Source organism: Nocardia sp. NPDC004718 (assembly GCF_053601535.1).
Map to the genome: position 1 here is coordinate 59,014 of NZ_JBSGCA010000019.1, position 23,055 is coordinate 82,068.

18 protein-coding genes are annotated in these 23,055 nt (G+C 67.1%); 11 read left to right on the forward strand and 7 right to left on the reverse strand.

Annotated features, from left to right (window positions below; translation table 11 throughout):
* The first annotated feature begins 840 nt into the window (after positions 1-840).
* The 5 genes from ACWEH3_RS16655 (at position 841) to ACWEH3_RS16675 (ending at position 6,875) form a co-directional block, all read left to right on the forward strand.
* Entirely contained in the window at positions 841-1,953 is a 1,113-nt protein-coding gene (locus ACWEH3_RS16655; protein ID WP_450022232.1) for a hypothetical protein, read from the forward strand.
* Between the two features lie 361 nt (positions 1,954-2,314).
* Complete coding sequence (locus tag ACWEH3_RS16660; protein WP_450022269.1) at positions 2,315-3,586, forward strand: cytochrome P450; 1,272 nt, start codon at positions 2,315-2,317, stop codon at positions 3,584-3,586.
* 157 nt (positions 3,587-3,743) lie between these two features.
* A complete protein-coding gene (locus tag ACWEH3_RS16665; RefSeq protein WP_452358342.1) occupies positions 3,744-5,174 on the forward strand; it encodes a hypothetical protein in 1,431 nt (476 codons plus the stop codon).
* Positions 5,175-5,308: 134 nt separating this feature from the next.
* Positions 5,309-6,184, forward strand: coding sequence for a DUF4231 domain-containing protein (locus tag ACWEH3_RS16670; RefSeq protein ID WP_450022228.1), 876 nt, complete (start codon positions 5,309-5,311; stop codon positions 6,182-6,184).
* Between the two features lie 307 nt (positions 6,185-6,491).
* Positions 6,492-6,875 carry a VOC family protein gene (locus tag ACWEH3_RS16675; RefSeq protein WP_450022226.1) on the forward strand — a complete coding sequence of 128 codons (384 nt, stop codon included), beginning with the start codon at positions 6,492-6,494 and terminating at the stop codon, positions 6,873-6,875.
* A 129-nt stretch (positions 6,876-7,004) separates the two neighbouring features.
* Here the strand turns inward: ACWEH3_RS16675 and ACWEH3_RS16680 are convergent, their stop codons facing one another.
* The 3 genes from ACWEH3_RS16680 to ACWEH3_RS16690 all read right to left on the reverse strand — a co-directional run bounded on the left by ACWEH3_RS16680 (position 7,005) and on the right by ACWEH3_RS16690 (position 11,044).
* Positions 7,005-7,436 carry a hypothetical protein gene (locus tag ACWEH3_RS16680; protein WP_450022224.1) on the reverse strand — a complete coding sequence of 144 codons (432 nt, stop codon included), beginning with the start codon at positions 7,434-7,436 and terminating at the stop codon, positions 7,005-7,007.
* Between the two features lie 138 nt (positions 7,437-7,574).
* On the reverse strand, positions 7,575-9,134 hold the full coding sequence (locus tag ACWEH3_RS16685; RefSeq protein ID WP_450022267.1) for a serine hydrolase: 1,560 nt from the start codon (positions 9,132-9,134) through the stop codon (positions 7,575-7,577).
* A 188-nt stretch (positions 9,135-9,322) separates the two neighbouring features.
* A complete protein-coding gene (locus ACWEH3_RS16690) occupies positions 9,323-11,044 on the reverse strand; it encodes a GMC oxidoreductase (RefSeq protein WP_450022222.1) in 1,722 nt (573 codons plus the stop codon).
* Positions 11,045-11,231: 187 nt separating this feature from the next.
* Here ACWEH3_RS16690 and ACWEH3_RS16695 point away from each other — a divergent pair, with 187 nt between their 5' ends.
* Together ACWEH3_RS16695 and ACWEH3_RS16700 are read left to right on the forward strand one after the other, a co-directional pair.
* Positions 11,232-11,930 carry a TetR/AcrR family transcriptional regulator gene (locus ACWEH3_RS16695; RefSeq protein ID WP_450022220.1) on the forward strand — a complete coding sequence of 233 codons (699 nt, stop codon included), beginning with the start codon at positions 11,232-11,234 and terminating at the stop codon, positions 11,928-11,930.
* A 52-nt stretch (positions 11,931-11,982) separates the two neighbouring features.
* On the forward strand, positions 11,983-12,969 hold the full coding sequence (locus tag ACWEH3_RS16700; protein ID WP_450022218.1) for an NAD(P)H-dependent flavin oxidoreductase: 987 nt from the start codon (positions 11,983-11,985) through the stop codon (positions 12,967-12,969).
* Between the two features lie 5 nt (positions 12,970-12,974).
* On the opposite strand, the gene ACWEH3_RS16705 is transcribed toward ACWEH3_RS16700, so the two are convergent.
* Together ACWEH3_RS16705 and ACWEH3_RS16710 are read right to left on the reverse strand one after the other, a co-directional pair.
* The gene (locus tag ACWEH3_RS16705; RefSeq protein WP_450022216.1) at positions 12,975-13,169 is read right to left on the reverse strand and encodes a hypothetical protein; all 195 of its coding nucleotides are present in this window, start codon (positions 13,167-13,169) and stop codon (positions 12,975-12,977) included.
* A gap of 34 nt (positions 13,170-13,203) precedes the next feature.
* Positions 13,204-14,523, reverse strand: coding sequence for a family 1 glycosylhydrolase (locus ACWEH3_RS16710; RefSeq protein WP_450022214.1), 1,320 nt, complete (start codon positions 14,521-14,523; stop codon positions 13,204-13,206).
* A gap of 594 nt (positions 14,524-15,117) precedes the next feature.
* Between ACWEH3_RS16710 and ACWEH3_RS16715 the strand changes: the two genes are divergently transcribed.
* From ACWEH3_RS16715 to lexA, 4 genes are all read left to right on the forward strand, one after another.
* Positions 15,118-15,597, forward strand: a complete 480-nt coding sequence (locus ACWEH3_RS16715) for a nitroreductase family deazaflavin-dependent oxidoreductase (protein ID WP_450022212.1) — start codon at positions 15,118-15,120, stop codon at positions 15,595-15,597.
* Positions 15,598-15,659: 62 nt separating this feature from the next.
* The gene (locus ACWEH3_RS16720) at positions 15,660-17,954 is read left to right on the forward strand and encodes a molybdopterin-dependent oxidoreductase (protein WP_450022210.1); all 2,295 of its coding nucleotides are present in this window, start codon (positions 15,660-15,662) and stop codon (positions 17,952-17,954) included.
* Between the two features lie 31 nt (positions 17,955-17,985).
* Positions 17,986-18,963 (forward strand): LysR family transcriptional regulator, encoded by a 978-nt coding sequence (locus ACWEH3_RS16725; RefSeq protein WP_450022208.1) that lies wholly within the window; start codon positions 17,986-17,988, stop codon positions 18,961-18,963.
* Between the two features lie 29 nt (positions 18,964-18,992).
* Positions 18,993-19,655: a transcriptional repressor LexA gene (lexA, locus tag ACWEH3_RS16730; RefSeq protein ID WP_450022206.1), complete on the forward strand. Its 663-nt coding sequence runs from the start codon at positions 18,993-18,995 to the stop codon at positions 19,653-19,655.
* Positions 19,656-19,800: 145 nt separating this feature from the next.
* On the opposite strand, the gene ACWEH3_RS16735 is transcribed toward lexA, so the two are convergent.
* On the reverse strand, positions 19,801-21,276 hold the full coding sequence (locus tag ACWEH3_RS16735; protein WP_450022204.1) for a phytoene desaturase family protein: 1,476 nt from the start codon (positions 21,274-21,276) through the stop codon (positions 19,801-19,803).
* Complete coding sequence (locus ACWEH3_RS16740) at positions 21,273-23,033, reverse strand: DUF3556 domain-containing protein (protein ID WP_450022202.1); 1,761 nt, start codon at positions 23,031-23,033, stop codon at positions 21,273-21,275. Before ACWEH3_RS16740 ends, ACWEH3_RS16735 begins: the two co-directional genes overlap by 4 nt.
* Positions 23,034-23,055: the final 22 nt, after the last annotated feature.

A 23,055-nucleotide genomic window follows, 5' to 3' on the forward strand; every position in this document is an offset into this window, starting at 1 on the left:
GATCCCGCGAGCCGGTCGAGACGCTCAGCGGGTCTCGGCTACCAGGCGAGCCGGAATTGTCGCCGACAGGCATTTCGATGGTCATGCGTGGCCCTCACCCCCGAGATGGATACCGAGACGATCGACGAGCACGCTGTCGATGGTCTGCGTCTGTTCGGATCTGATCAGTGGTGCACAGCAAAGCGATAACACGACACCGCTACGGACCAGGCGCCGTCGAATTGTCCTATCCAGCAGATCGGTTCGGACGACTCCGATGGTAGACCGCGAATACGCGTGCGCGTGGGGAATTTTCGGAATGCCTCGCCGCAAGTCGTCCAGGACGCCGCCCGGACTGCTGCGGTCGGTCGCCCGGATTACGGTGACCGGCGCCGCCCCCGGATCGGTGTTGTGCGAGGAAGTTGCTGCTGCGCAGCCGAAGGACGCGTGATCCGCGACTTTGCCGATCACCGAACGATGCCGGCAAGCACCCCGTATCGGCTGCGCGCCTGCTGGAGTGAGCGAAATAGTGACCGCTGTGCCGGGTCTGGTAGGCCGTTGGGTTCGTCCGGTGCTTTTGTCGAGGTAGTCGCCACCGTTCGGGGCTCGCATCGAGGCATGGAACTAATCCTTTGGCACACAACAGATTCGGGTCCGCAGTGGCTGGCTTACCCGGCCACCGCAGACCCAGCCGCGACGGCGGACCGGCTTCGAAAACGTTCATCCGCTGGTCGATAGCGTGGGAACATCAGGGGGTGCGGGATTCCGGCGTGTCCGTGTACGCTTGCACAGCTACCGATCGGCGTAACGGTAATGCTCCTGGGTCGCGGATCGCGCGTCCAGACAACAGAAGAGCCACAGATGACCAGATACGCGCATTATGTCGGCAGCCTGCCTGCCGAGCTGATGACGGGTGATCGTGCCGTCATGCAATGGTTTGCCGACCACAGCCAGGGACAGCCGGTGACCGCCGTGCCTTGCGATCTCGATCCGGACTGGATTCTCGACTATCTGCGCACGCGGAAGCTGCATGCCGACGTCTTCGAGATCGTCCGCCCCGGCGAGTACACCGACTACAGTGACTTCCCCAGTTACGGCCTGAGACCGGGGTGCACGTTGGAGCCGCGACACGTCGCGATGGGCCGGGTCGAGCGGATCGGCGAGGTCGTGGACACGTTCGAATCGCTGCGGAGCGACCGTCCGGAGCTGGCCGGAACGAAAGTCCAGATCAGCCAACCCAGTCCGCTGGATCTGGCGATGTTCGTCTTCGCGGGCGCCGCGGTCTCCGGTGGACTCCCCGTCTGGCCTGCCGTGCGAAGCTCCGGGCTGGTGGTCGGCGCGCTTCGGCAGCTGCCGGTGTTCACCGAAGCGGTGGTTCAGGAGATGACCGAGGTCGTCGAACGGTACGGTGACCGTGTGGTCTGGCAGCTGGAGTCGCCGATCGCACTGCTGAGCATGGTCAAGGCGGAGCGACTACGTTCGCAGTGGGCCCTCGCACCGCTCGTCGCGCGGCAACTCGCCGGTTTCCTCGGCCGAATGCACGAAATCGGCGCGGAAGCGATCGTGCACCTGTGCTACGGCGATTATCAGCACAAGAGCCTGCTCACCCCGCGCACCCTCACTCCGGCGGTGAAGCTGCTCGGCCGCACCGCACGGCTGCTGCGTGCACAGGGCACACCCCTGCCGCCGGTGCATATCCCGTGCGCCTACGGTGCCGAGCCGGCGCCGTTGGACCCGCGGTTCTACGCACCGCTGCACAAACTCGATCCCGACTGGAAAGTGATCGCCGGTGTCGTCTCCCCGGACTCCGAAGAGGGCAGCGCCCGCGCGCTCGCTCTCTTCGAGCAAGCCGCCGGACGCGAGGCCTACGGTGTCGCCACCGCCTGCGGACTCGGCCGATGCACGGTCGAAGCCGCGCGGCAGGCCGCCGCGACGACGGTTGGCCTGGCCGGCGGTAGGGGACCCGAGCAGTGATCTGCCGTGCGGTAGCCGACCGCGCGTGACCGCAGAGGAGCGGCGACGACCCTCCAGGTGCGCGGAACACGACCCGGAGCCGACGTGCGACGACCGGATCGTGCACTCCCCACCAGCGCCTACGGCGGGCTTTCGTGCTGAAATGCGGCGAATTGCCTTGTCCGGACGTGCCTCTCGGCCGTATGTCGGTGCCACCTTCGTCAGCGGAGGGATCGGAGCGTTGCTATGTTGCTAGCGTATGCGGGTCGCCGAGTTCTGGACGACAGGTCTCGGCAGGCACGTGTACCCGCTCACAGATCACTTTCGTCGAATTGCTGTTCCATTACCTGGAGTCACGTTCTTGACCACACCACAGTCCCCGATGGCCGCGCCGCACACCACTGGAACCGGAGCGTGCCCCGTCCAGCACGGACCCTTGACGGAAGCGGACGCCCCGCGCGTCCAGATGTATACGAAAGAGTTCGTCACCGACCCGCACCATGCCTATCGCGAGATGCGGAGCAAGCACGGCTCGCTGGTTCCGATCGAGCTGGCGCCCGGCGTTCCCGCCACCCTGGTGATCGGCTACCAGACGGCGGTGCGCATCCTCAGCGATCCTGACCATTTCCCGGCCGATCCGCGCACCTGGCAGAAGACCATTCCCGATGATTCTCCGGTGCGGCCGATGATGGAGTGGTATCCGGCGGCACGGTACAGCACCGGACTCGCCCACGATCGCTACCGGCATGCTTCCGTCGACGCCATCGACGGGATCGATTTGTTCGACGTGCCTACCACCGTCGAACAGATCGCCGTCCCGTTGATCAATGCCTTCTGCGCGGACGGATCCGCCGATCTGGTTACCCAGTACGCGTTTCCGCTGGTCCTGGAGGTCCTCAACCGGATGGTCGGCTGCCCGGCCGAGATCGGCGAGCGGGTCGCCACCGGTATGGCCGCGCGCTTCGATACGGTGCGGGGGCCCGAGGGCATGAAGATGCTCAAGGATGCGCTGATGCAGCTGATCCGGCTCAAGCGCCAACATCCCGGCGACGACGTCACCTCGCGGTTGGCGCACCACTCGACCGAACTCGACGACATCGAGATCTTCGCCCAGCTGATGAGCTTCTACGGGGCCGGATTCGAGGCGCAACGCAATCTGATCACCAACGCGGTGCTGCTGATGATCACCGACGACCGGTTCCGCTTCGGTGACGTCCTCGGACGGAACCTGTCCACCACCGACGCGCTCGACGAGGTCTTGTTCAACGACCCGCCGATGGCGAACTTCTGCACGACCTACCCGCGGCAGCCGATCATGGTCGACGGGGTCTGGTTGCCCGCGGACCAGCCGGTGGTCATCAGCCTCGCCGGGTGCAACAACGATCCCCAGATCCGTGGGACCGACGAGCCCGGTGGCAGTCGTATCGGCAATCGTTCCCATCTGGCGTGGAGTGCGGGTCCGCACGCGTGCCCGGCGAAATCCGTCGCCTACATGACGGTGCAGAACGCCATCGACCAACTGTTCGACGCTCTGCCGGAAATCCAGTTGGGCAAGGCCGAGGCCGAACTGCAATGGCGGCCGGGACCGTTCCACCGGGCACTGATGGCCTTACCGGTCGTCTTCCCGAAATCCGCGCCGGTCCGCGTCATGTAGTCCCGGCCGATAACCGATGTGCCCTCACCGGTTCGGGTCCATACTGGTGCTCCGCCGGTGAAAGCGGCTGACGTGCACGGCGATATCGCCGGCGCGACAGGCACAGCCATCGGCATACCAGTGTTCATCTGCACAGGGGCGGGACGGTACGCCAGCGGTGGTCAGCGGAATGAGCGGCGGCGAGTTGTACGCTCGCGTCCGGGGCGAGGAGACCGCGTTGCTGCGGTCGGCGGGTGGAAACGCCGTTCGATTCGTGGCGGCGGTGGCGGCTGTTGTCGTGGTCTGGGCTCGCGGGCCGCAGCTGCTGGCGGCCTGGGTTCCCGCGGTCGACCTGTCGACGTGGCGGCAGCTGGTGCTGTTTCCGCTGGCCGTGCTGGGGGTGGGGGCGTTCGCCGCCGGGGCGGAGGCCGTCACCGACGCATCGCAAGGGTTGCGAGCGCGATCGCTGCGGCGACGCGTGGACCGTGATCCCGATCAGATCGCCATGCTGGTGCCGCCACTGGACACGCACATGGCCACGGTGCAGGAGGTCCGAAGTCACGGTGCGGCCGCGAGCCGACGGTTGCTCTGGGGCGTGGTGCCGGTCGCGCTGTTCGTCTTGGTCCTGGTCTACGGGGTGACCGTGGAGGAACCCGACGGAACGCAACGTCCGGCGCCGGAACTGGAGCCTGTCGTCCTCGGCCTGATGGTCCTGTCGGCAGCGGTGCTGCTGGCATCGGTCGCGCTGCGCTGGCGGCGGTGGAATGCGAGCCGGACGGTCGAGAAGTGGTCGAAAGACCCCGCCTACAGCGCCCGGATCAGCCCGATCGGCCCGGACCCGACTTGGGCTCGCGCGAGCGAGATTCCGGCGCTCACCGTGCGATTCACCACCCCGCCGCGGGGCCGGGGAGATCTTCGCGAGGTCTCGCCGCGGTCGAATGTGATCGGCGCGAAGCCGGTACAGATCGCCTATCTCCGCCTGTTCGACAATCGGGCGCGCGCCCGGGAATTCCTGCGTGGCGCGTGGCGCGAGTTCGGGTATGTGCATCTCCTGCGCAGCGCCGCGTCGGTGAGTCCGGAGGAGGTACGAGACGTGCGCAGGCGCAATGCCTTCCGCACCATGTTCGTGGCATCACCGCGCATGCTGCGCGAAGAACTGGCGAAACACTCGGCCGAACCGTTGCCACCCGGACGAAGGCGGCTGCTCGGGGTGACCGATCTGGCGGTCGAGGTCCGCGACCCCGCGGGCAGCTATCCCGTTCGCTCGATCCTCTGCCACGTCAGCTTCTGGCAGGCGGCGGTGGACACACTGCTGTCCCGGGTCGACTACGTCGTGCTCGACCTCGCCGGATACGTGCCGGCGAACGCGGGAACGCGATTCGAGTTGCAGCGTGTGATCGACCGCTTTCCCATTGCCAAAGTCATCTTCCTCTGCGACAAGCAGAGTGACCGGGCGTTCCTGAAAGCGCAGGTGCTCTATCACTGGTCGCGAATGGACAGCCGCTCACCGAATTCCGGCACCACCCCGCGGACGGCCCGGATCGCCGTGACCGGCGGTCATCGGGCCGCCACCCGGTATCTGATGGCGGATCTGCAGGTCCGTGGTTGATGTCGCGAGTGCGCGGTCCGGAATGGCGATCGGCGATGGAGGACTCGTAATTCGAAAGCAGCGCAAAAGGATTCGATACCGACCTGTCGCCTGTTACGCTTCGGCCATGTCGGTTCGAACGCGTCCCGCGGCCCGTGCGGCAGGCTGACGACTACCCGGGGCTGTTCCAGTCCGCGGACACGGCGTCGCTGTACGGCCAGAAATTCTATCTCCGCGCCTATGGAGCTCGGCTCTGGCTGGCCGTGGTGGCGGCGGCGTGCGCGGCATTCACCATACGCGTCGGCGCTTCGGGCACCGATATCGCGGCCATCCTCACGGCGATGGCCTTCGTCGGAATCCTCGCGGTCGATGTGGGCGTTCTGCGCGGACGTCCGGGTAAGTCCTGGTACGAGGGTCGCGCGCTCGCCGAGTCGGTGAAGACCTTGACCTGGAAGTACGCGGTACAGGGTGCGCCGTTCGTCGGGACGCTGTCTCCGGCCGAGGCCGATCGGATGTTGATCGAGCGACTCATGCTGCTGCGTCAGGATATCTCGGCGCTGGCGTTGCGGCCGACCACCGCCCCGGCCATCACCGATCGCATGCGGCGGCTGCGCTCCGCGCCGTTCGGGGAACGGCGCCGCGTCTACTTGAACGACCGCATCCGGGAACAGCAACGGTGGTATGCGGGGAAATCCGGATACCACCAGCGCAGGTCTCAGTTATTCGGCACGCTGGCACTCTTTTTCGAGGTCGCGGGTGTCGCGGGAGCGCTGGCGAAGGCGTTCAACGCGGTGAACTTCGATCTCGCAGGCATTTTCGCGGCGGGGGTGGCGGGCCTGGCCGCCTGGTCGTCGGCTCGTCAGCACAGTACCGGCGCCGCCGCCTATGCCGTCGCCTCGAATGAATTGAGCATCGTCGCCGAGGTCCTGGAACAGAACGACACCGAAGCCGCTTGGGCCGACGCCGTATCCGACGCCGAGGAAGCGGTCAGCCGCGAACACACGCTCTGGCGAGCCTCGCATGGCGAATGACCTGCATGCACGACGGTGTCGCATCGATCGGACATCGGATGATCCGGCGTGGCTGCCGGATATGCCAGGCGTGGGCGCTTACCATGATCAAGCTGTGTGACGTGGCGGCGTCGCATAGCGAACGGGGAAGCGGCCCGTCCGGCGTGATTCGTAGCGCCGGGCGGGCCGTTGCGTTGCGCCCGGCCTGCCTTCGGCCCGTGTGTTCTATCGCAGCGGCGACGGGTGCGGGCTCGGGTGCGCCGACCGCGTTTGCCGCCGAGCGGCGCGGGTAGGCAACGACGAATGGCATAGGTCAGGAGGTCGGAGTATGGCATCGAACAATGGGGTCGGACAATTGCGTAGCGTCGTGCTGGATTGCCCTCAGCCGCGCAAACTCGCCAGGTTCTACCAAGAGTTGCTCGGGGGAGATCTGCGCGAGGACGATGACGACGACTGGGTGGTGCTGGTCGAGGCATCGGGTCGGCGCATCGCATTCCAGACGGCGCCCGACTACCAGCCCCCGCGCTTCCCGGATCCCGAGGGGTCACAGCAAGTACATTTCGACGTCTTGGTGGACGATATCGAGCAAGCCGAGCCCGCGGCGCTCGCGTTGGGCGCGACACTCGTGCAGGACGAAACCGATGGAGCGTTCCGTGTTTATGCCGACCCGGTGGGGCATACGTTCTGCCTGGTGTGGCTCCCGGACGAATGAGAACCATATCCAGGCCCGGCCCCGCCTGTCGCGCCTGAAGCGATCGCGCGATATGCGGCGGGTGTCGTTCTCCGGTGCCGGGCCGCCGGGCCACGGCGGTATCCACCGATCAGATGGGCATGCTCCCGTTCATTCGGGCGGGTGCGGGTGCCGGATGTCGTCACCCACCGAACCGCCTGCGACGTCGGCCGCAACACCGATTTCCTCCTCGTAGCGGTGCTCGGCGAGTACGGGGTCGCAGTCGTCGCTGATGTCCTTGAGCTTTCGGTAGTTCTCGTGTCCGGTGACCTCGGTCTCCACGACTCCGGCATCGGTGTCGGGTTCCTCCTCGGCGAGCCGGTCTCCGATCGGTCGGGGATGAGATTGCTCCCACGGCGTTACGCCGTACTTCGTGACGCCGGTCCAGTGCTCCGGTGGGTCCATTCCGGCCTCGAGCGGGTCGGAACGCAGCCGATCCTCGTCCAGATCCTCGGCGCTGCTGAGGGCCGCCGCATCGGTCTCGACCGCGTCGGGCGGGCCGGTGTCCTGCGGGGGGTCGTATGTCTCGTTCGGTTCGGTCATCGCTGCCTTCCTCTCCTGCATTCAGCGACTTCCCGCAACGGTGGTCGGCAAACCCCCGGGAAATAGATGGACGGCGTCCGCGACCGGCTGCGGGCCGTGCGCCGGAGCCCGGGATCGCGGTCGGGGTGGGCGCGACCGTTACCGTCGGGTGAACACGCCGAGGTGTTCGGTGTCGTAGTACTCGAGGGTGAGTTTGTCGCCGTCGAAGGTCGCCTGGGAGACCGAGCCGTGTGGGGCGTTCTCGCCGGGAGGCGTGAAGACGAAAGTGTCGCCGTTCCAGTGCCTCAAGGGGAAGGTCATGTTGTTCGGGCCCAGAGTGAGCGTAAGGAATCGATCGGTGGCGCTGATCGTCGCCGGTCCGTAGTAGGCGTTGTCGTAGCTTCCCGCGTATGCCGCCGCCGGTCGCGCGGGCGCCGGGTCGGCGGGCGGCTGTTTGCCCGCCAGCGCCCCCGCCGGTGCTCCGAGTGGCTGGAACGCCGTTCGATACAGAGTGCGCCAGTCCTGCTGGACCTCCCCGAACTGCACCAGATCGGCGAACTCCGCGTTCAGCGTCTCCGGCACGCCGATCGGGGCCGCGTTGGTGAGCGTCACGATGCCGACGTCGGCCGAAGGGATCAGGGTGAACGCGGTGGCCGCGCCGAGGCCGAACGCTCCCGAGTGACCGAGCACGACGCGGCCCGCGGCGGAATCACTCACATTGAAGCCGAATCCGTAGAACCCGGCCCGCGCGTCGGGCATTTTCGGTGGAGCCGACACGGCTTGCGGAGAGATGGCGGGCAGCAGATCCTCCGATGGCACCAGGACCGAGCCTCCGGCGGAGCCGTCGGCGAGCACCATCGTCATCCATTTGGCCATGTCGGTCACCGAGGAGCTGACCCCTCCCGCCGGGGACTGCGCGTCCGGTTGGCGCTGCGGGTTCGCCAGCTCGTATTTGCCCTCGATCAGCACGTGCCCCTCCGCGCGGTTCGCGCGGGATACGAAGTCGGTGTAGCGGGAACTGGTCGAATTCATGCCGAGTGGACCGTAGATGGTCTGTGCGGACAACGTCTCCCAATCGGTTCCCGCCGCGGTGGCGACGGCGACGGCGGCCGCGGTCAGCCCGAAATTGGTGTACTCGTAGGAATTGCGGAACGCGCCCAGCGGCAACAGCCGAAGCCGGTCGAGAATCTGGCCGCGGTCGTAGCCGAGATCCTCCAGTAGGTCGCCCGCGTGATCGGGCAGTCCGGAGCGGTGCGCATACAGATCGCCGATCGTGACGTGCTCGGTGACGTAGGGATCGGCGAGGGCGAAGGACGGCAGCAGCCGGTGCACCGGGGTGTCCCATTCAACGCCTCCCGCGGCGATCCGGCGGGCGACGACCGTGGCCCCGACCGGCTTGGACAACGACGCCAGCTGGAAGACCGTATCCGGGTCGACCTTCTCGTCGGTGACGATGTTGCGAACACCGAATCCCTTGCTGTACACGACCTTTCCGCCGTGAACGACGGCGACCGCCATGCCGGGAACCCCGGAGGAGGCGAACAGGTCTTCTGCGAGCCGGTCCAGCTCGCCCACGGCATCGTCGATCCGGCCGTCCGGTATCGGCACACCGGCGATCCGGTTGGGCAGCACCGCGGAACTGGACGGTGCTCCCGCTCGCGTGGAGTCCGCTCCGTCGCCGCCGCACCCCGCTATCGCGAGTATGAGGGCCGTCGCCATCGCCGCGGGACCGAGCAACGTGTGCCGCGGTGTGCTCACGGATCGCCTCCTGGCTGTCGCAGCGACAAAAGACCAGATAAAGGCTAGTTGAGGTGAGATTGCTGCGCGGTCGGTTCTGGTTTTCGCGGCGTCGGGCCTCGCACTCGCCCGCCGCCGTCGAATTCCGGCAGATCAGACCGGCGGCGGACCTATCCGGCGGCGGGCGTCTCCCGGATCTCCACGATCGGAAGCACCAGCGCCGCGGGCGAAGTCGCCGGGACCGCCGGATTCACCGGTGCGATGGGAGCGATACGCCGGTATCCCGTGCCCACCGGTGGGCGGGCGTCCACCTCGCCCTTGTTCGGCCAGTACGCCGCCGCCCGCTCGGCCTGCGCGGTGATCGTCAGTGACGGGTTGACGCCCAGGTTCGCCGAGACCGCCGCCCCGTCGACGACGCTGAGCGTCGGGTAGCCGTACACGCGGTGGTAGCCGTCGATCACGCCGTGCTCGGCGTCGGCCCCGATCGCCGCGCCGCCCAGGAAATGGGCCGTGAGCGGGATGTTGAAGATCTCCCCCCAGCTACCGCCCGCGATGCCGCCGATCTTCTCCGCGACCCGCCTGGTGACGTCGTTGCCCACCGGGATCCAGGTCGGATTGGGTTCGCCGTGGCCCTGTTTGCTGGTCAGCTTGCGGCCGAACAGGCCGCGTTTGGTGTAGGTGGTGATCGAATTGTCCAAGTGCTGCATGACCAGCGAGATGATGGTCCGCTCACTCCAGTTCTTCGTGCTCAAGAAGCTGAGCAGATTCATCGGGTGCCGCAGCACCAGGCCGAGGAAGCGCAGCCAGCGCGGGATCCGGCCACCGCCGTCGACCATGAGCGTCTGGAGCAGCCCCATCGAGTTGGATCCCTTGCCGTAGCGGACCGGCTCGATGTGCGTGTCGGGAGTGGGATGAATGGACGAGGTGATCGCGACGCCCTTGGTGAAGTCGGTGCCGGGGCGCACCTGCTTGGTCGCGGCGCCGACGATCGACTCCGAGTTGGTGCGCGTGAGCACGCCGAGCCGATCGGACAGGTCCGGCAGCACGCCCCTGTCGCGCATGGCGAACAGCAGCTTCTGGGTACCGCGCGTGCCCGCCGCGAGCACGACGTGCGCGGCGGTGAGCGTGCGAGGTTGCTTGCGAATCCAGGCGCCGGTACGAACGGTGGACACGTCCCACGTGCCGTCCGAGTGCGGACGCAGCTCGGTGACCGTCGTCATCGGGATGACTTCGGCGCCCGCCTGCTCGGCCAGGTAGAGGTAGTTCTTCACGAGCGTGTTCTTCGCGCCGTACTTGCAGCCCACCATGCAGTCGCCGCATTCGACGCACCCGGTGCGCTCCGGCCCGACGCCGCCGAAGTAGGGGTCGGGCACGGTCTTGCCCGGCTCGCCGAAGAACACGCCGACCGGCGTCTGCACGAAGGTGTCACCGACACCCATGTCGTCGGCGACGGCCTTGAAGACCTCGTCGGCGGGCGTCATGTGCGGATTCCGCACCACGCCGAGCATCTGCTGCGCCCGCTCGTAGTACGGGGTGAGCTCGTCGCGCCAGTCGGTGATGTCACGCCACTGCGGGTCGCGGAAGAACGGCTCCGGCGGCACGTACAAGGTGTTCGCGTAATTCAGCGAACCACCCCCGACGCCCGCGCCGCCGAGGATGAGGACGTTGCGCAGCGGATGGATGCGCTGGATTCCGTAGCAGCCGAGTGCGGGCGCCCAGAGGAACTTCTTCAGCTCCCAGCTGGTCTTGGGCAGTTCGTCGTCGGCGAAGCGCCGGCCCGCCTCCAGTACGCCGACCTTGTACCCCTTCTCCACCAGCCGAAGCGCGGTGACGCTGCCGCCGAACCCGGAACCGACGATCAGCACGTCGAAATCCGTCGTCCGCTGGTCCATGTGGAACTCCTCGATCGTGTCGCCAGTGACTCGGCTAACACTACTCCCGGGTAAGTAACGGTTCGCAAGTCGGCTGGAACCAGCCGATCGCTCCGGTAATCTGCGGTGCCGGTGGTTGCCCGCCCCGGTTAAAGAGCGATGCTCTCAATAGTTGACAACGCTCTCAGATGCGCGCATCGTTTCTGCTATGCCGACGACACCCCGCGCCCGCGCCAGGGCCCAGACCATGAACGACATCGTCCGGATCGGGCGCGAACACCTGGCGACCGAAGGCGCCGCCGCCTTGTCGCTGCGCGCGGTCGCGCGTGACCTCGGCGTGGTCTCCTCGGCGGTCTACCGGTATGTCCGCAGTCGCGACGAACTGCTGACCCTGCTCGTCGTGGACGGCTACAACGCCCTCGGCGACGCGGTCGACGAGGCGCTGGCCGAGGCCGGGGACGATCCGATCGACGGGCTGCGGGTTCTGGGTCGCACGGTGCGGCGATGGGCACTGGCCGAACCCGCTCGCTACGGGTTGCTGTTCGGTACGCCGGTTCCCGGCTACGACGCACCCGCCACCGAGACCACCGCGCCGGGCACCCGGGTGATCGCCGCGCTGCTGACCTTGTTCGCTCAGGCCCATCGTGCCGGCCGGCTCGCCGCGCCCGGTAAGGAGCCGCGGATCTCCGCGCCTCTCGCGGGCAGCTTCGCGCTGATCCGCGACGAGTTCCCGCTCGAGGTGCCCGACTGGCTGGTCGTCCGCGGCGTGACGTTCTGGGTCGGCCTGTTCGGGGCGGTGAGCGCGGACGTCTTCGACATGTACGGCACCAACACTTTCGCCGACCGCGACGAGTTGTTCGAACTCCAGCTCGACGGACTGCTGGACATGCTCGGTCACCGCGGGTGACCACCCGCGGTGACAGGGCGGCCCGGCACTGTTCATGGCACGGTGTGCTGCGATGGAACTCGTGACGACGCCCGGCGAACAGTTCCCCGCACACGACGCGATCGCATGGGCGCACCGGATGGGTGCGCGCGTTCCACTGGTCAATGCGCCGATGGGGGGTGTGGCGGGCGGACGGCTCGCCGCGGCGGTGACCGCGGCCGGTGGGCTCGGGATGATCGGGATGGGCAGTGCCGGATCGGTCCGGGCGCTGGAGCGGGAATTGCCGCACGTGCGCGGCGTCGACGGCCCGTTCGGCATCGGTCTGGTCGATTGGGTGGTCGCCGAGGAGCCGCGACTGCTCGAGGTCGCGATCGAGGCGCGTCCCGCACTGATCTCGGTGAGCTTCGGGGAAGACTTGGGCTGGGCCGCCCGAGTCGCGGACGAAGGGATCGTCCCGGCCACTCAGGTGTACAGCGGGCAGGACGCGCGGCGTGCGCAAGCCGCCGGTGTCGGCGTCCTCGTGGCGCGCGGTGTGGAGGGTGGTGGGCACGGTGCCGTGAACGCGTCGCTGCTGCCGCTCCTGGAAGAGGTGCTGGACGCGGTAACGGTCCCGGTGCTCGCGGCGGGCGGCATCGGCGCACCGGGGGATCTCGCCGCCGTGCTGCGCGCCGGCGCCAGTGGCGCATGGCTCGGCACCTGCCTGGCGGCCTCCTCGGAATCGCTGCTGTCGGATGCGGGCCGTCGCGCTCTGATCGAGGCACGCGGCGACGACACGGTGCTCACCCGCGCGTACGACGTGGGAATGGAATTGCCTTGGCCCGCCAGGTTTCCCGCGCGGGTGCTGCGCACCGGGTTCACCGACCGGTGGACCGGGCGAGAAGAAGAACTCGCCATGGACGCGGCGGCCAAGCGCGCTCTCACCGCGGCGCTCGCCGCTGACGATCCCGCTGTCGCGCCGATCGACGCGGGGCAGGGGGTCGGCATGATCACCTCCGTGGAACCGGCCGCGCGCGTGCTGGAGCGGCTGTGGGCGGGGGCGACCGGATCGGTCATGAGCTGAGCGGTTCAGTCCTCGCTGCTGGTTCGCTCACCGAGATAGCTGATCAACTCGGGATCGGAGGAGACCAGCCGGTCGACCTCCTCTCCGCCCGTGCACTGGTAGAGGGCGACGGTGACCGAACCGGGCCGGCGTCCGGCGACCCGCCAGATTCCGCCGGAATCGGCCCAGCGCCGCAGCACCGCGATGGGATCGTCGGTCATCGTCCACCTCCACTCGATGGTGTACCCCGAAGTGTCACCGCGGGACGGTGACCGGGTCGGAACAGCTGGCGGGCACGTCGACGAAGGAACAATCCTTCGGCGCACGGGTCGGCCGGTAACCGGGCGCGACGCCGCCGGTGCGGGTGATGTCGGTGTATGCGGCCACCGCGTCCGTCGGCTTGCGCGTGAGGGCCGGATCGGTGAGGACGTCGACGGTGTAGAGGCCGAAACGTGGTGTGTAGGAGCCCCACTCGTAATTGTCGGTCAGACTCCAATAGTTGTAACCGATCAAGTTCATGCCGTCGGCCTTGGCTCGCTGGAGCCAGTAGACGGTGTCGCGGAGTGAGTCGGCGCGGCTGTATCCGTCCGCGCGGGGCAGGCCGTTCTCGGTGGGCATTCCGTTCTCGACTATGTAGAGCGGCTTACCGGGGAACTGACGCGCATAGTGTTGCAGCGCGTAGTAGATGCCTTCGGGCTGCAGCGGGTTCTTCCACAACTCCGTGAAACTCGCCGTAACGGCGAGGCTGTCGGGGGAGAGGCCGTAGTAGTAGTCGATGCCGATGTAGTCGAGCTTTGTGTCGATCCTGTCCACCAGCGGTTTGTTCACCACATCCTCACCGCCAGGGATGTAGGCGACATTGCTGGTCACCATGGCGCCCGGCTGTACCCGGTGGATGTAGTCGTAGATGATGTTGTGGGCCTGGGTGATCCGGTCTTGCATCGCGGGCGCGGCGGCGGGCGACAGTCCGCCGTGGCGCAGTTCGTTCAGCAGGTAGAAGGTCGGCTCGTTGAACGTCACCCACAACGGCTGGAACGGGGCGTAGCGATCGACGACCGCTCGTGCGTTGGCCAGCCAATCCTGGAGGAGGTCCGGGTTGTTCCAGCCCCCGCGGTCGACCGCCCAGCCCGGGTAGACCCAGTGGTCGATGGTGATCATGGGACGCATGCCGGCAGCCGTGATCGCGGCGACGACGTCGTCGTAGAACTTCAGGCCCTCGAGGTCCCACTTGCCCGGCTCGGGCTGGAGGCGTGCCCACTCGACGCCGATGCGATACACCTTCACGCCCAGATCGGCCGCAAGGGCGATGTCCGAGCGGTAGCGCGCGTAGAAGTCGATCGAATCCCGATAGGGGTCGGTCGTTTTCCCGGACGCGATGTAGCGGGACCAGTTGCTGTCCGGGGCATGGCCTTCCGATTGATATCCCGACGAGGCGACGCCCCAAAGGAAATCCGGGCCCATCGGGGTGACCGCGGCGGGCGGCTCGGTGCGGGCGGCTGCTGGAGCGACGCCTCCGAGCAGTACCACGGCGACCGCCGCCAAGGCGGCAGAGACATGGCGGTGGTGTGAACGCATCGAACTCCTGTTCCGAAAGGGGCTGGCCCTCGTCGACCCCCGGGTGCTCGAACCAGGGTGGGGGAGGGCGGCACGGGGGACAGGGTAACTGGTCGCTTGTCCGTTTTCTCGAAAGTCGGGGAGCGGGCTGCGCTTCGAGGACTTGCGCGGAATGGAACTGCGCGGAGGGCGATGTGGCGGAGCCGCAACAACTAACATCGCTACAACTAACATGTTGATACGTAGATATTCGCATCAAACTATGTTTTTCCTCGACTTCAAGACCATGGAACACCTCCACAACCACCATGCGATCGCGCACGCACAACTCCGCCTAGGACGAGCCGATCCAAGATCGCGTTCGGCCTGTTCGGGTTCGAACTGGATCGGCGCAGCCAGGCCGGGCCGGGGATCACCAGCAACCTCGTCCGGTGCGGTGACCAGCGGGATTGCGTAGAAACGGATGCAATTCGAAACCTGCACCGCAACAGAAACTTCGCAATGGATATCGAAGACCGAGAGGCCAACTGTGCATAGATGTAGGTACGAGGTGTTAGATCTGTTGTAGAGCGCCTGCCAGCCTGCGAGTCCGCCACGGAGAGGTGTCCTGAATTGGTGTCTAATCCGTTGCCGCGCGTGGCGCGACGGCTCGCTCAGCAGCGCTGGGTGATGCGGTCGGCGCCGGTCGTGCTCCGGCTCGAGCGCGTGATCCGGCGGGTGAGCGGCGGGCGAAAGGGTGTCCTGGATCTGGCGGGATTGCCGTCCATCGAGGTCACGGTACCGGGCCGGAAGACGGGTATCCCGCGGACCACGTCGTTGCTGTATGTCCCGCACGGTGCGGACTTCATCGTCCTCGGCTCGAATTGGGGGAGTTCCGAACATCCGGCGTGGTCGGCGAATCTGCGTGCCGCGCAGACCGCCTCGGTCCGGCACGAGGGTGAGCAGTTCCTGGTCGCGGTGCGTGAGATCGACGGTGTGGAGCGCAAGCCCTTCTGGGATCTGGCGGTCGAGTTCTGGCCCGGTTACGCCATGGAGTACGAGCTCTCCGGCGGCCGTGTGTTCCGGATCTTCGAGTTGCGCCGTAAATCCGGCTGAGGTGGCGTTGGCGGGGAGACGGGCGGCGCTGCGATGTCGGCGGGGCCGATTACGGTGGGGCGGTGACCACGCATCTGACCCACTGGGGCGCGTTCGAGGCGGACAGCGACGGTGAACGACTGACGGAGGTCCGGCCGTGGCGTGGTGATCCGGAGCCGATGCCGTTGATCGGGAACGTCGCTTCTGCGCAGCACCACCCCACTCGGATTGATCGGCCGTATGTCCGCCAGGGTTGGCTGGAGAACGGGCCGGGGCCGGGGCCGCGCGGTTCGGAGGCTTTCGTTCCGGTGTCGTGGGAGCGGGCGTTGGACCTGCTGGCCGGCGAGCTCGACCGGGTGTACCGGCGGTATGGGGCGGAGGCGGTGTATGGCGGTTCGTACGGCTGGGCGAGTGCGGGGCGCTTCCACCACGCGCAGAGTCAATTGCACCGCTTCCTGAACTGTCTCGGCGGCTACGTCCGGCACGTGAACAGTTACAGTCTGGGCACTTCGACGGTTTTCCTGCCGCACGTCATCGGTGACATCGGCTGGTTGACGCAGCAGGCGACGGCGAAGACGGTACTGGCCGAGCACTCCGAGCTCGTGGTGGCCTTCGGTGGTCTGTCACCGAAGAACGCGGCGGTGTCGCCTGGTGGCGTCTCCCGGCACAACGTGCGGGGCTGGATCACGGCGGCGCGGGAGCGGGGCTGCCGGTTCGTGTCGATCAGCCCGTTGCGCGACGACACCCCGCCGGAGAGCGAAGCCGAGTGGATCGCGCCGCTGCCTGGCACCGACGTGGCGATGATGCTTGCGCTGGCTCAGGTGCTGGACGCGGAAGGCTTGGCGGACACGACGTTTCTGCGTGAGTACACGGTCGGCTACGAGCGTTTCGCGGCGTATCTTCGTGGCGCGGTGGATGGAGTCGTCAAGGATCCGGAGTGGGCCGCGGCGATCACCGGTGTGGGGGCAGAGCGTATCCGGATGCTGGCGCGCGAGATGGCCGCCGCCCGAACTCTGGTGACGGTGAGTTGGTCGCTGCAGCGAGCGCGGCATGGTGAGCAGCCGTTGTGGGCGGGTGTGGTGCTGGCGGCGATGCTGGGGCAGATCGGCCTTCCCGGCGGCGGGTTCGGGCATGGTTACGGATCGGCCGCGGGCGTCGGGGAACCGGCGCGCGGACCGGTGCCGCGACTTCCGCAGGGGCGCAATGGTGTCGATGCTTTCATCCCGGTCGCCCGGATCGCGGACATGCTGCTGAATCCGGGAGCGTCCTATCGGTACAACGGTCGGGATCTGGTGTATCCGGATGTGCGGTTGGTGTATTGGTGTGGCGGCAATCCGTTCCATCACCATCAGGATCTGGCCCGTTTGCGAATGGCGTTCGAACGGCCGGACACGGTGGTAGTGCACGATGCGTTCTGGACTGCTACCGCGCGGCACGCGGATATCGTGTTGCCGTCGACGATGTCCATCGAGCGCGATGACTACGGCGCGGGGGAAGGTGACCGGTCGTTCTTCCCGATGCGAGCGCTGACCCGCCCGCCTGCCGAGGCGCGCGACGATTATCGGATCTTCGCCGAGACGGCGGATCGGCTCGGGGTCGGCAAGGAATTCACCGAAGGACGTTCGGTCGCGGAGTGGCTGCGGCATCTGTACGAGCGGTGGCGAGTAGAGCAGTCGCGTGCGGGACAGGAGTTTCCGGATTTCGACGCGTTCTGGTCCGGCGAGGCACTCGAGCTTCCGGTGCCGGACCCGCGGCAGGTGCTTGCCGCGGACTTTCGCGCGGACCCGGACCGGTACCCGTTGAGCACGCCCAGCGGGAAGATCGAGATCTTTTCGTCGACGATCGATGGCTTCGGGTACGCCGATTGCCCGCCGCATCCGATGTGGCTGGAGCCGGAGGAGTGGCTCGGTGGCGCGGCGGCGGAGCGGTTCCCCGTGCAGTTGGTGGCGAACCAGCCGCGGACGAAGTTGCACAGTCAGCTGGACGTGGGTGCCTATAGCCAGTCGGTGAAGATCTCCGGGCGGGAACCGATCCGGATGCATCCCTCGGACGTCGAGGCTCGTGGTCTGCGTGCCGGTGACATCGTGCGGGTGTTCAACGATCGGGGTAGTTGCCTGGCGGGGTTGGTCGTCGACGAGGGGGTGCGAGCCGGTGTCGCGCAGCTGTCCACCGGCGCGTGGTATGACCCCGACCCGGCGGATCCGACGTTCTGCCGTCACGGTAATCCGAACGTGCTGATCGCCGACCGTCCGTCCTCGACGCTCAGCCAAGGGTGCGCCGGGCAGCTCACTCTGGTGGAGATCGAGCGTTATGCGGGCCCGCTCACGGAGGTGGAGGTGATCCGCCCGCCGGACAGGACTGGCGCGGAAGCGTTGTGAGGTCGCCGAGCACGGCGGAGCTGTCTGGTCGATGGAGGTGATGGTGGATCTGGATCTGGCGGCGTTGCGGGCGTTCGTCGCTGTGGTGGAGGAGGAGCAGTTCGGTCACGCCGCCGCTGTGCTGGGTATCAGCCAGCAGGCGGTCTCCAAGCGCATCGCGAAACTCGAATCGCACTTGGGTGCGGAGCTTTTCGAGCGTGGACGCGGCGGCAGCGCGCCGACCGCCGCGGGTCTTCGGCTGTTGCCGCATGCGCGTTCACTGCTCGTGGGCGCCGAGGCGGCGGTGCGGTCCGTGCGCGAGCAGGTGCGGCCGTTGCGGGTGGCGGTTCTGGGTAAGCGTATGGCCGCGACCGAGTTGATGGAGTTCTATCTCGCGCGTCATCCGCGCTGTGAGACCGAGATCGTCATGTCGAACATGATCACGACGTCGCGGGAGGCGCTGCGCGGCGGTCTGGTCGACGCGGCCTTGGCCCGCGCGCACGGCGGCCCGGTGGCGTTGCCCGGTGACATCGTCGCGGCTCCGGCGTATCTGGAGCCGCTGTATCTGCTCGTGGGTAAGGACCATCCGTTCGCGGGCCGTTCGACGATCGGGTTGCGGGAGGTCGCGGGGCATCCGGTGTGGGTGCCCGGTGCGGCCGTGCCGTCGGAGTGGGCCGATTTCTATCGAGAACTCAGCGCGTTCAGCGGGATTCCGATCGATACCGGGGGTCCGCTGGAGAATATGGCGGGAATCGTCGAACGTATCGCGGATTCGTCGTCGTTGGCGACCTTCACCGGTGAGGGCGGGCAGACGCCGTGGCATCCGAACGTGCGGCGGCTGATGGTCGTCGATCCCACTCCGGCCTATCCGCTGGCGCTGCTGTGGTCGGCGGGTGACCGGCATCCGGGATTGCGGCATTTGATCGAGCATGTCGCGGAGAACTACAACCGGGATGCCGCCGCCGCCTGCTGGGTTCCCGAACCCGATCAGGAGCTGTTCGGCGTGCCCGGTGTGGTGGCCGGTCGGTAGTGTCGACCCGTGCCTCTACCATTCCCCGGGTGACCGGATACGACCCGCTCGACGCGTTCGAGCACCTCGACACCTCGACGTTGCCGCCGCGCCAGCAGCGGATTCTCGCCACGATTCGGGACTGGGTTCTGCGGTACGGGTATCCGCCGAATACGCGCGAGATCGGTGACGCGGTGGGTCTGCGGTCGGCGTCGTCGGTGTCCAAGCATCTGAAGAGCTTGGAGGAGCGTGGTTTTCTGCGCCGCGGCCGGACGGTGTCGCGTCCGATCGACGTGCGGATGTTCCTGCGGGCTCCGGTGCCGCGGGAGACGGCGGAGGATTCGGTGGCGGTGCCGGTGGTCGGCGATATCGCGGCGGGTGCTCCGATCCTGGCCGAGGAGCATGCCGGCGACACGATGACGTTGCCGCGCGAGTTGGTCGGCCGTGGCACGGTGTTCGGGTTGCGGGTGCGTGGTGATTCGATGATCGACGCGGCGATCTGTGACGGTGACATCGTGGTGGTGCGACAGCAGCGCGAGGCGCATTCCGGTGAGATCGTGGCGGCGATGATCGACGGAGAAGCGACGGTGAAGGTGTACCGGCGGCGTAGCGGTCACGTGTATCTCGAGCCGCGCAATCCGGCCTACGAGGTGATCGACGGTGACGAAGCGGTGGTGCTCGGCAAGGTCGTGTCGGTGATGCGGCGGGTCTGAGCTCGGTGGGCTTGCTCGATGGGCGTCGGGTCGTCGCGTCGACCGGCGCGCAGGGGTCTCGAGCGACCGGGGACCGTGGTGGTCGAGCAGGTCGGGGTCTTGCTTGCCCCAGTAGCCGCCCAGGTCGACGCGACCCGCGCTGCGATCAATGATCTGGGGAGTTCGGGCCGTTGCCGCCGCGCGGCACAGTGGATCGATGCCTCGGTGGGGCGGCGAATTCTCGCAGGGCCGCGACCGCGGCGTTGTATCCGCTCATCCCGTGCGCTCCCGGCCCTGGCGGGACAGCGGCCGAGCAGATGAACATCCGGTTCGCCACATGATAGGGGCGCCTGGTGATGCGTGGTCCGCCGAAGACCAGCTGGCGGATGCTCTTGTCGCCGGTCAGGATGTCTCCTGCCACATAGTTGGGGTTGTAGGCCTGCATGTCGATGGGACCTGCCACGGTGGTGGCGAGGATGCGGTCTCGGAACCCCGGTGCGAACCGTTCGACCGCATCGAGCAGTACTACGGTGGCGTCCTCCGAATATCCTTGTGGCACATGGGCGTACATATCGACCGGGTGCACGTTTCCTTGTGAGCGTGATGGGTCGGCGAGGTACTGTTGTCCGACGATGATGAACGGTCGGTCGGAAAGCCGACCTCGATGCACAGCGCGTTCGGCGCGGACCACGTCAGCTGCGCTGCCGCAGATGTGCAGGCTTCCCGACTTCCTGGCGTGCGGGCTGGTCCAGGGAATGCCGCCCTCTACGGCCAGGCTTATCTTGTAGGCGGCGGGCCCGTGCCGGAAGCGCCGGTACGCCCGGGCGACCCGCGACGGCAGCCGGTCACCGGCGATGTCGGCGATAGCGGCCGGGGCAAGATCGAACATCACGAGGTCGGCCGGCGGCAGTCGGTCGAGCGACTCGACCCAGAACCCGGTCTCGATCTTTCCGCCCAGATCTCTCAGCGCCGCCGCCATGGCTTCGGTGATCGCGCGCGAGCCGCCCACCGCGACCGGCCACCCGTAGCGATGGCCCGCGGTGGTGATGCCGAGACCGATCGCCGCGGACAGGATCCGGTGCTGTGGTTGCCAGCCGTGCGCCATGTTCCCGGCGAACAACGCCCGTCCCCGCTCGGTCCGGAACAGCCGGCCGAGCGCGGCGGCGGGGATCAGGGTCGGGATGCCGAATCGGGCCAGCCGCATCGGATGTGACGGTATCCGTAGGAGCGGTTGCATGACATCCTGCGCCAGCAGTTCGTATCCAGCGGCGGGGCCGGCGAACAGGCGGCGCCAGATCGGCCCGTCCGGCCCGAGGCCCGCCGCGGTCTCTTCGACGGATTGATACAGCACTGCCGCTGTTCCGTCGTCGAGCGGGTGAACGCAGTCTATTTCCGGCCATGCCCATTCCAATCCGTAGCGGGCCATGTCGATTCCGGCGAAGAACGGTGAGCCGACGGCCATGGGGTGGGCCATGGCGCAGTGGTCGTGCAGCAGACCGGGGAGGGTGAGTTCGCCGGAGCGGGTGCCGCCGCCGATGGTGGCGGCACCTTCGAGCACGGTGACGTCGACCCCGTGACGGGCCAGCGTCACGGCGGCAGCCAGTCCGTTCGGCCCGGAGCCGACCACGATCGCCGTGGTCATCGCGCACGCGCCGAGGAAAGATCCTGGGTGTCGTCGTGGTGGAGAGGATGAACCGGGAACAGATCGCCCGGCTCCGGCCACGGCTGGCGGGCAAGCATGTCCTCGACCAGGACGTAGCCCTCCTCGATGACCCCGGTTCTGGCATCGATGATCCGGTATGCCTGGCGTTGCCGGTGGATGGGCTGAGATTCGAGGACGACGACGCGAAGCTCGCCCTCTTCGAACTGGCAGCGCCGTTGCAGCGCTGCCAGCAGCTGTTCGTTGTGCAAGTGCCCTTCACCGAAGTTCCAGCCCAGCAGCGGGCCTGCGACGATCTCTCCGTCGCGGACGGCGTAGTCCTCCGCGTTGTCGACGGCCCGTGCGATAAGGCCGTTGAGCGCCCGGCCGTGGGTGTGCATCGATCGCCAGCCGAGCCCGGTCTGGATGAGGATGTCGGCGATCTCGGGGCCGTACAACTTGGTCAACTGGGTGACCGGCAGCGCGGCGCTCATGGTGACATGCTGCTCGAGTTTCAGTTCGGCGTCCCCGCGGAAACACCAGGCGCTGGTGGCCCAGTTTCCTGCGTAGTAGCGCATCGATGTCAGGAACGAAACCCATTGCGGCCGAATATGTCCCACGACGACGACAAGTGCGGAGAAGAGGATCAGCGCGAGCACCAGCGGTGATCGAAGCTGCTGGACGTGGATGTAGCCGTAGTGTCCGAACAGGTAGAACAGGCTGAAGATGAAGAAGATGTTCCATTCCAGCGGCACGCCCATCGGGACGGTGGAGATGATGTGCAGGTGGAAAACGGCCATGAAGATGATCGCCGCCCAGGTCAGTGGGCCGCCGTGGCCGAGGAACACGAGGTAGGCGGGAACCAGGTATTCCACGACGGTGCCGCCGTGGGCCAGCAGAGCCGGGATACGTGACGGCCGCAGGTCCTGCGGTGGGTTGCGGTACATCTTGCGCTCGAGCCATCCGAGTCGCATGACGGGGCTGTTGCTCATCATGACGGCGACCACGTGCCCGAAGTGATGGTTGAGCTTGGATGTGGCCGCACCCCACCACAGTGCCAGCATGACCAGCTTGAATCCGATCATCATGTCGGCGAAGGGGACGAAGAACATCAGCAGCATCAACAGGTAGTGCTCGGGGCGTGCGGCCAGGAACACCGTCTTGTCTCGCAGCCCGAGCACGCAGAGGGCGATGACCAGAGCGACGACGATCATGGGATCGAGCAGGCCTACCTGACCGCCGTCCACCGGCGGAACGCCGCGACCGGAGGCGAGCAACGCCTGGATTCCGGATCCGAGGACGACCGCGTACAGGGCGACATCGATGACTCCGCGCTCGTCACCACGGGTGAACGGCACCTTGCCCGGCCATGGCGGCAGCCGCAGGGTGCCGGGACGCAGGAAGTACAGCAGCCCGCCGAGTGGCGGCAGGAACCGCATGGTGAGCGGTCCGAACCCGCATCCGAGCCCGAGTATTTCGAACAGCAGAGTCCAGACGACGAGTTTCTGGTAGACGATCGGCTCGGTCCACCACGAGCTGATGTCGGTGAGCGCCCCGAGCCCGGGGGTCAGGGAGATCACCGCGGCCGCGCCGAGGACGTACAAGGCGCATTTGACGATGTAGAGCAGGTAGACGGCAAGAGGCGTGCCGAAGCCGTGTTCGACCCAGTGCTCGGCAACGGTGCGCAGCCGTTCACCGCGCGGACGGGTCTTCCATTCGGCGTAGTCGATGTCCGGAAGGTCTGGTTTCGTGAATCCCATGGCAGGTGTCTTTCGAGAGGGA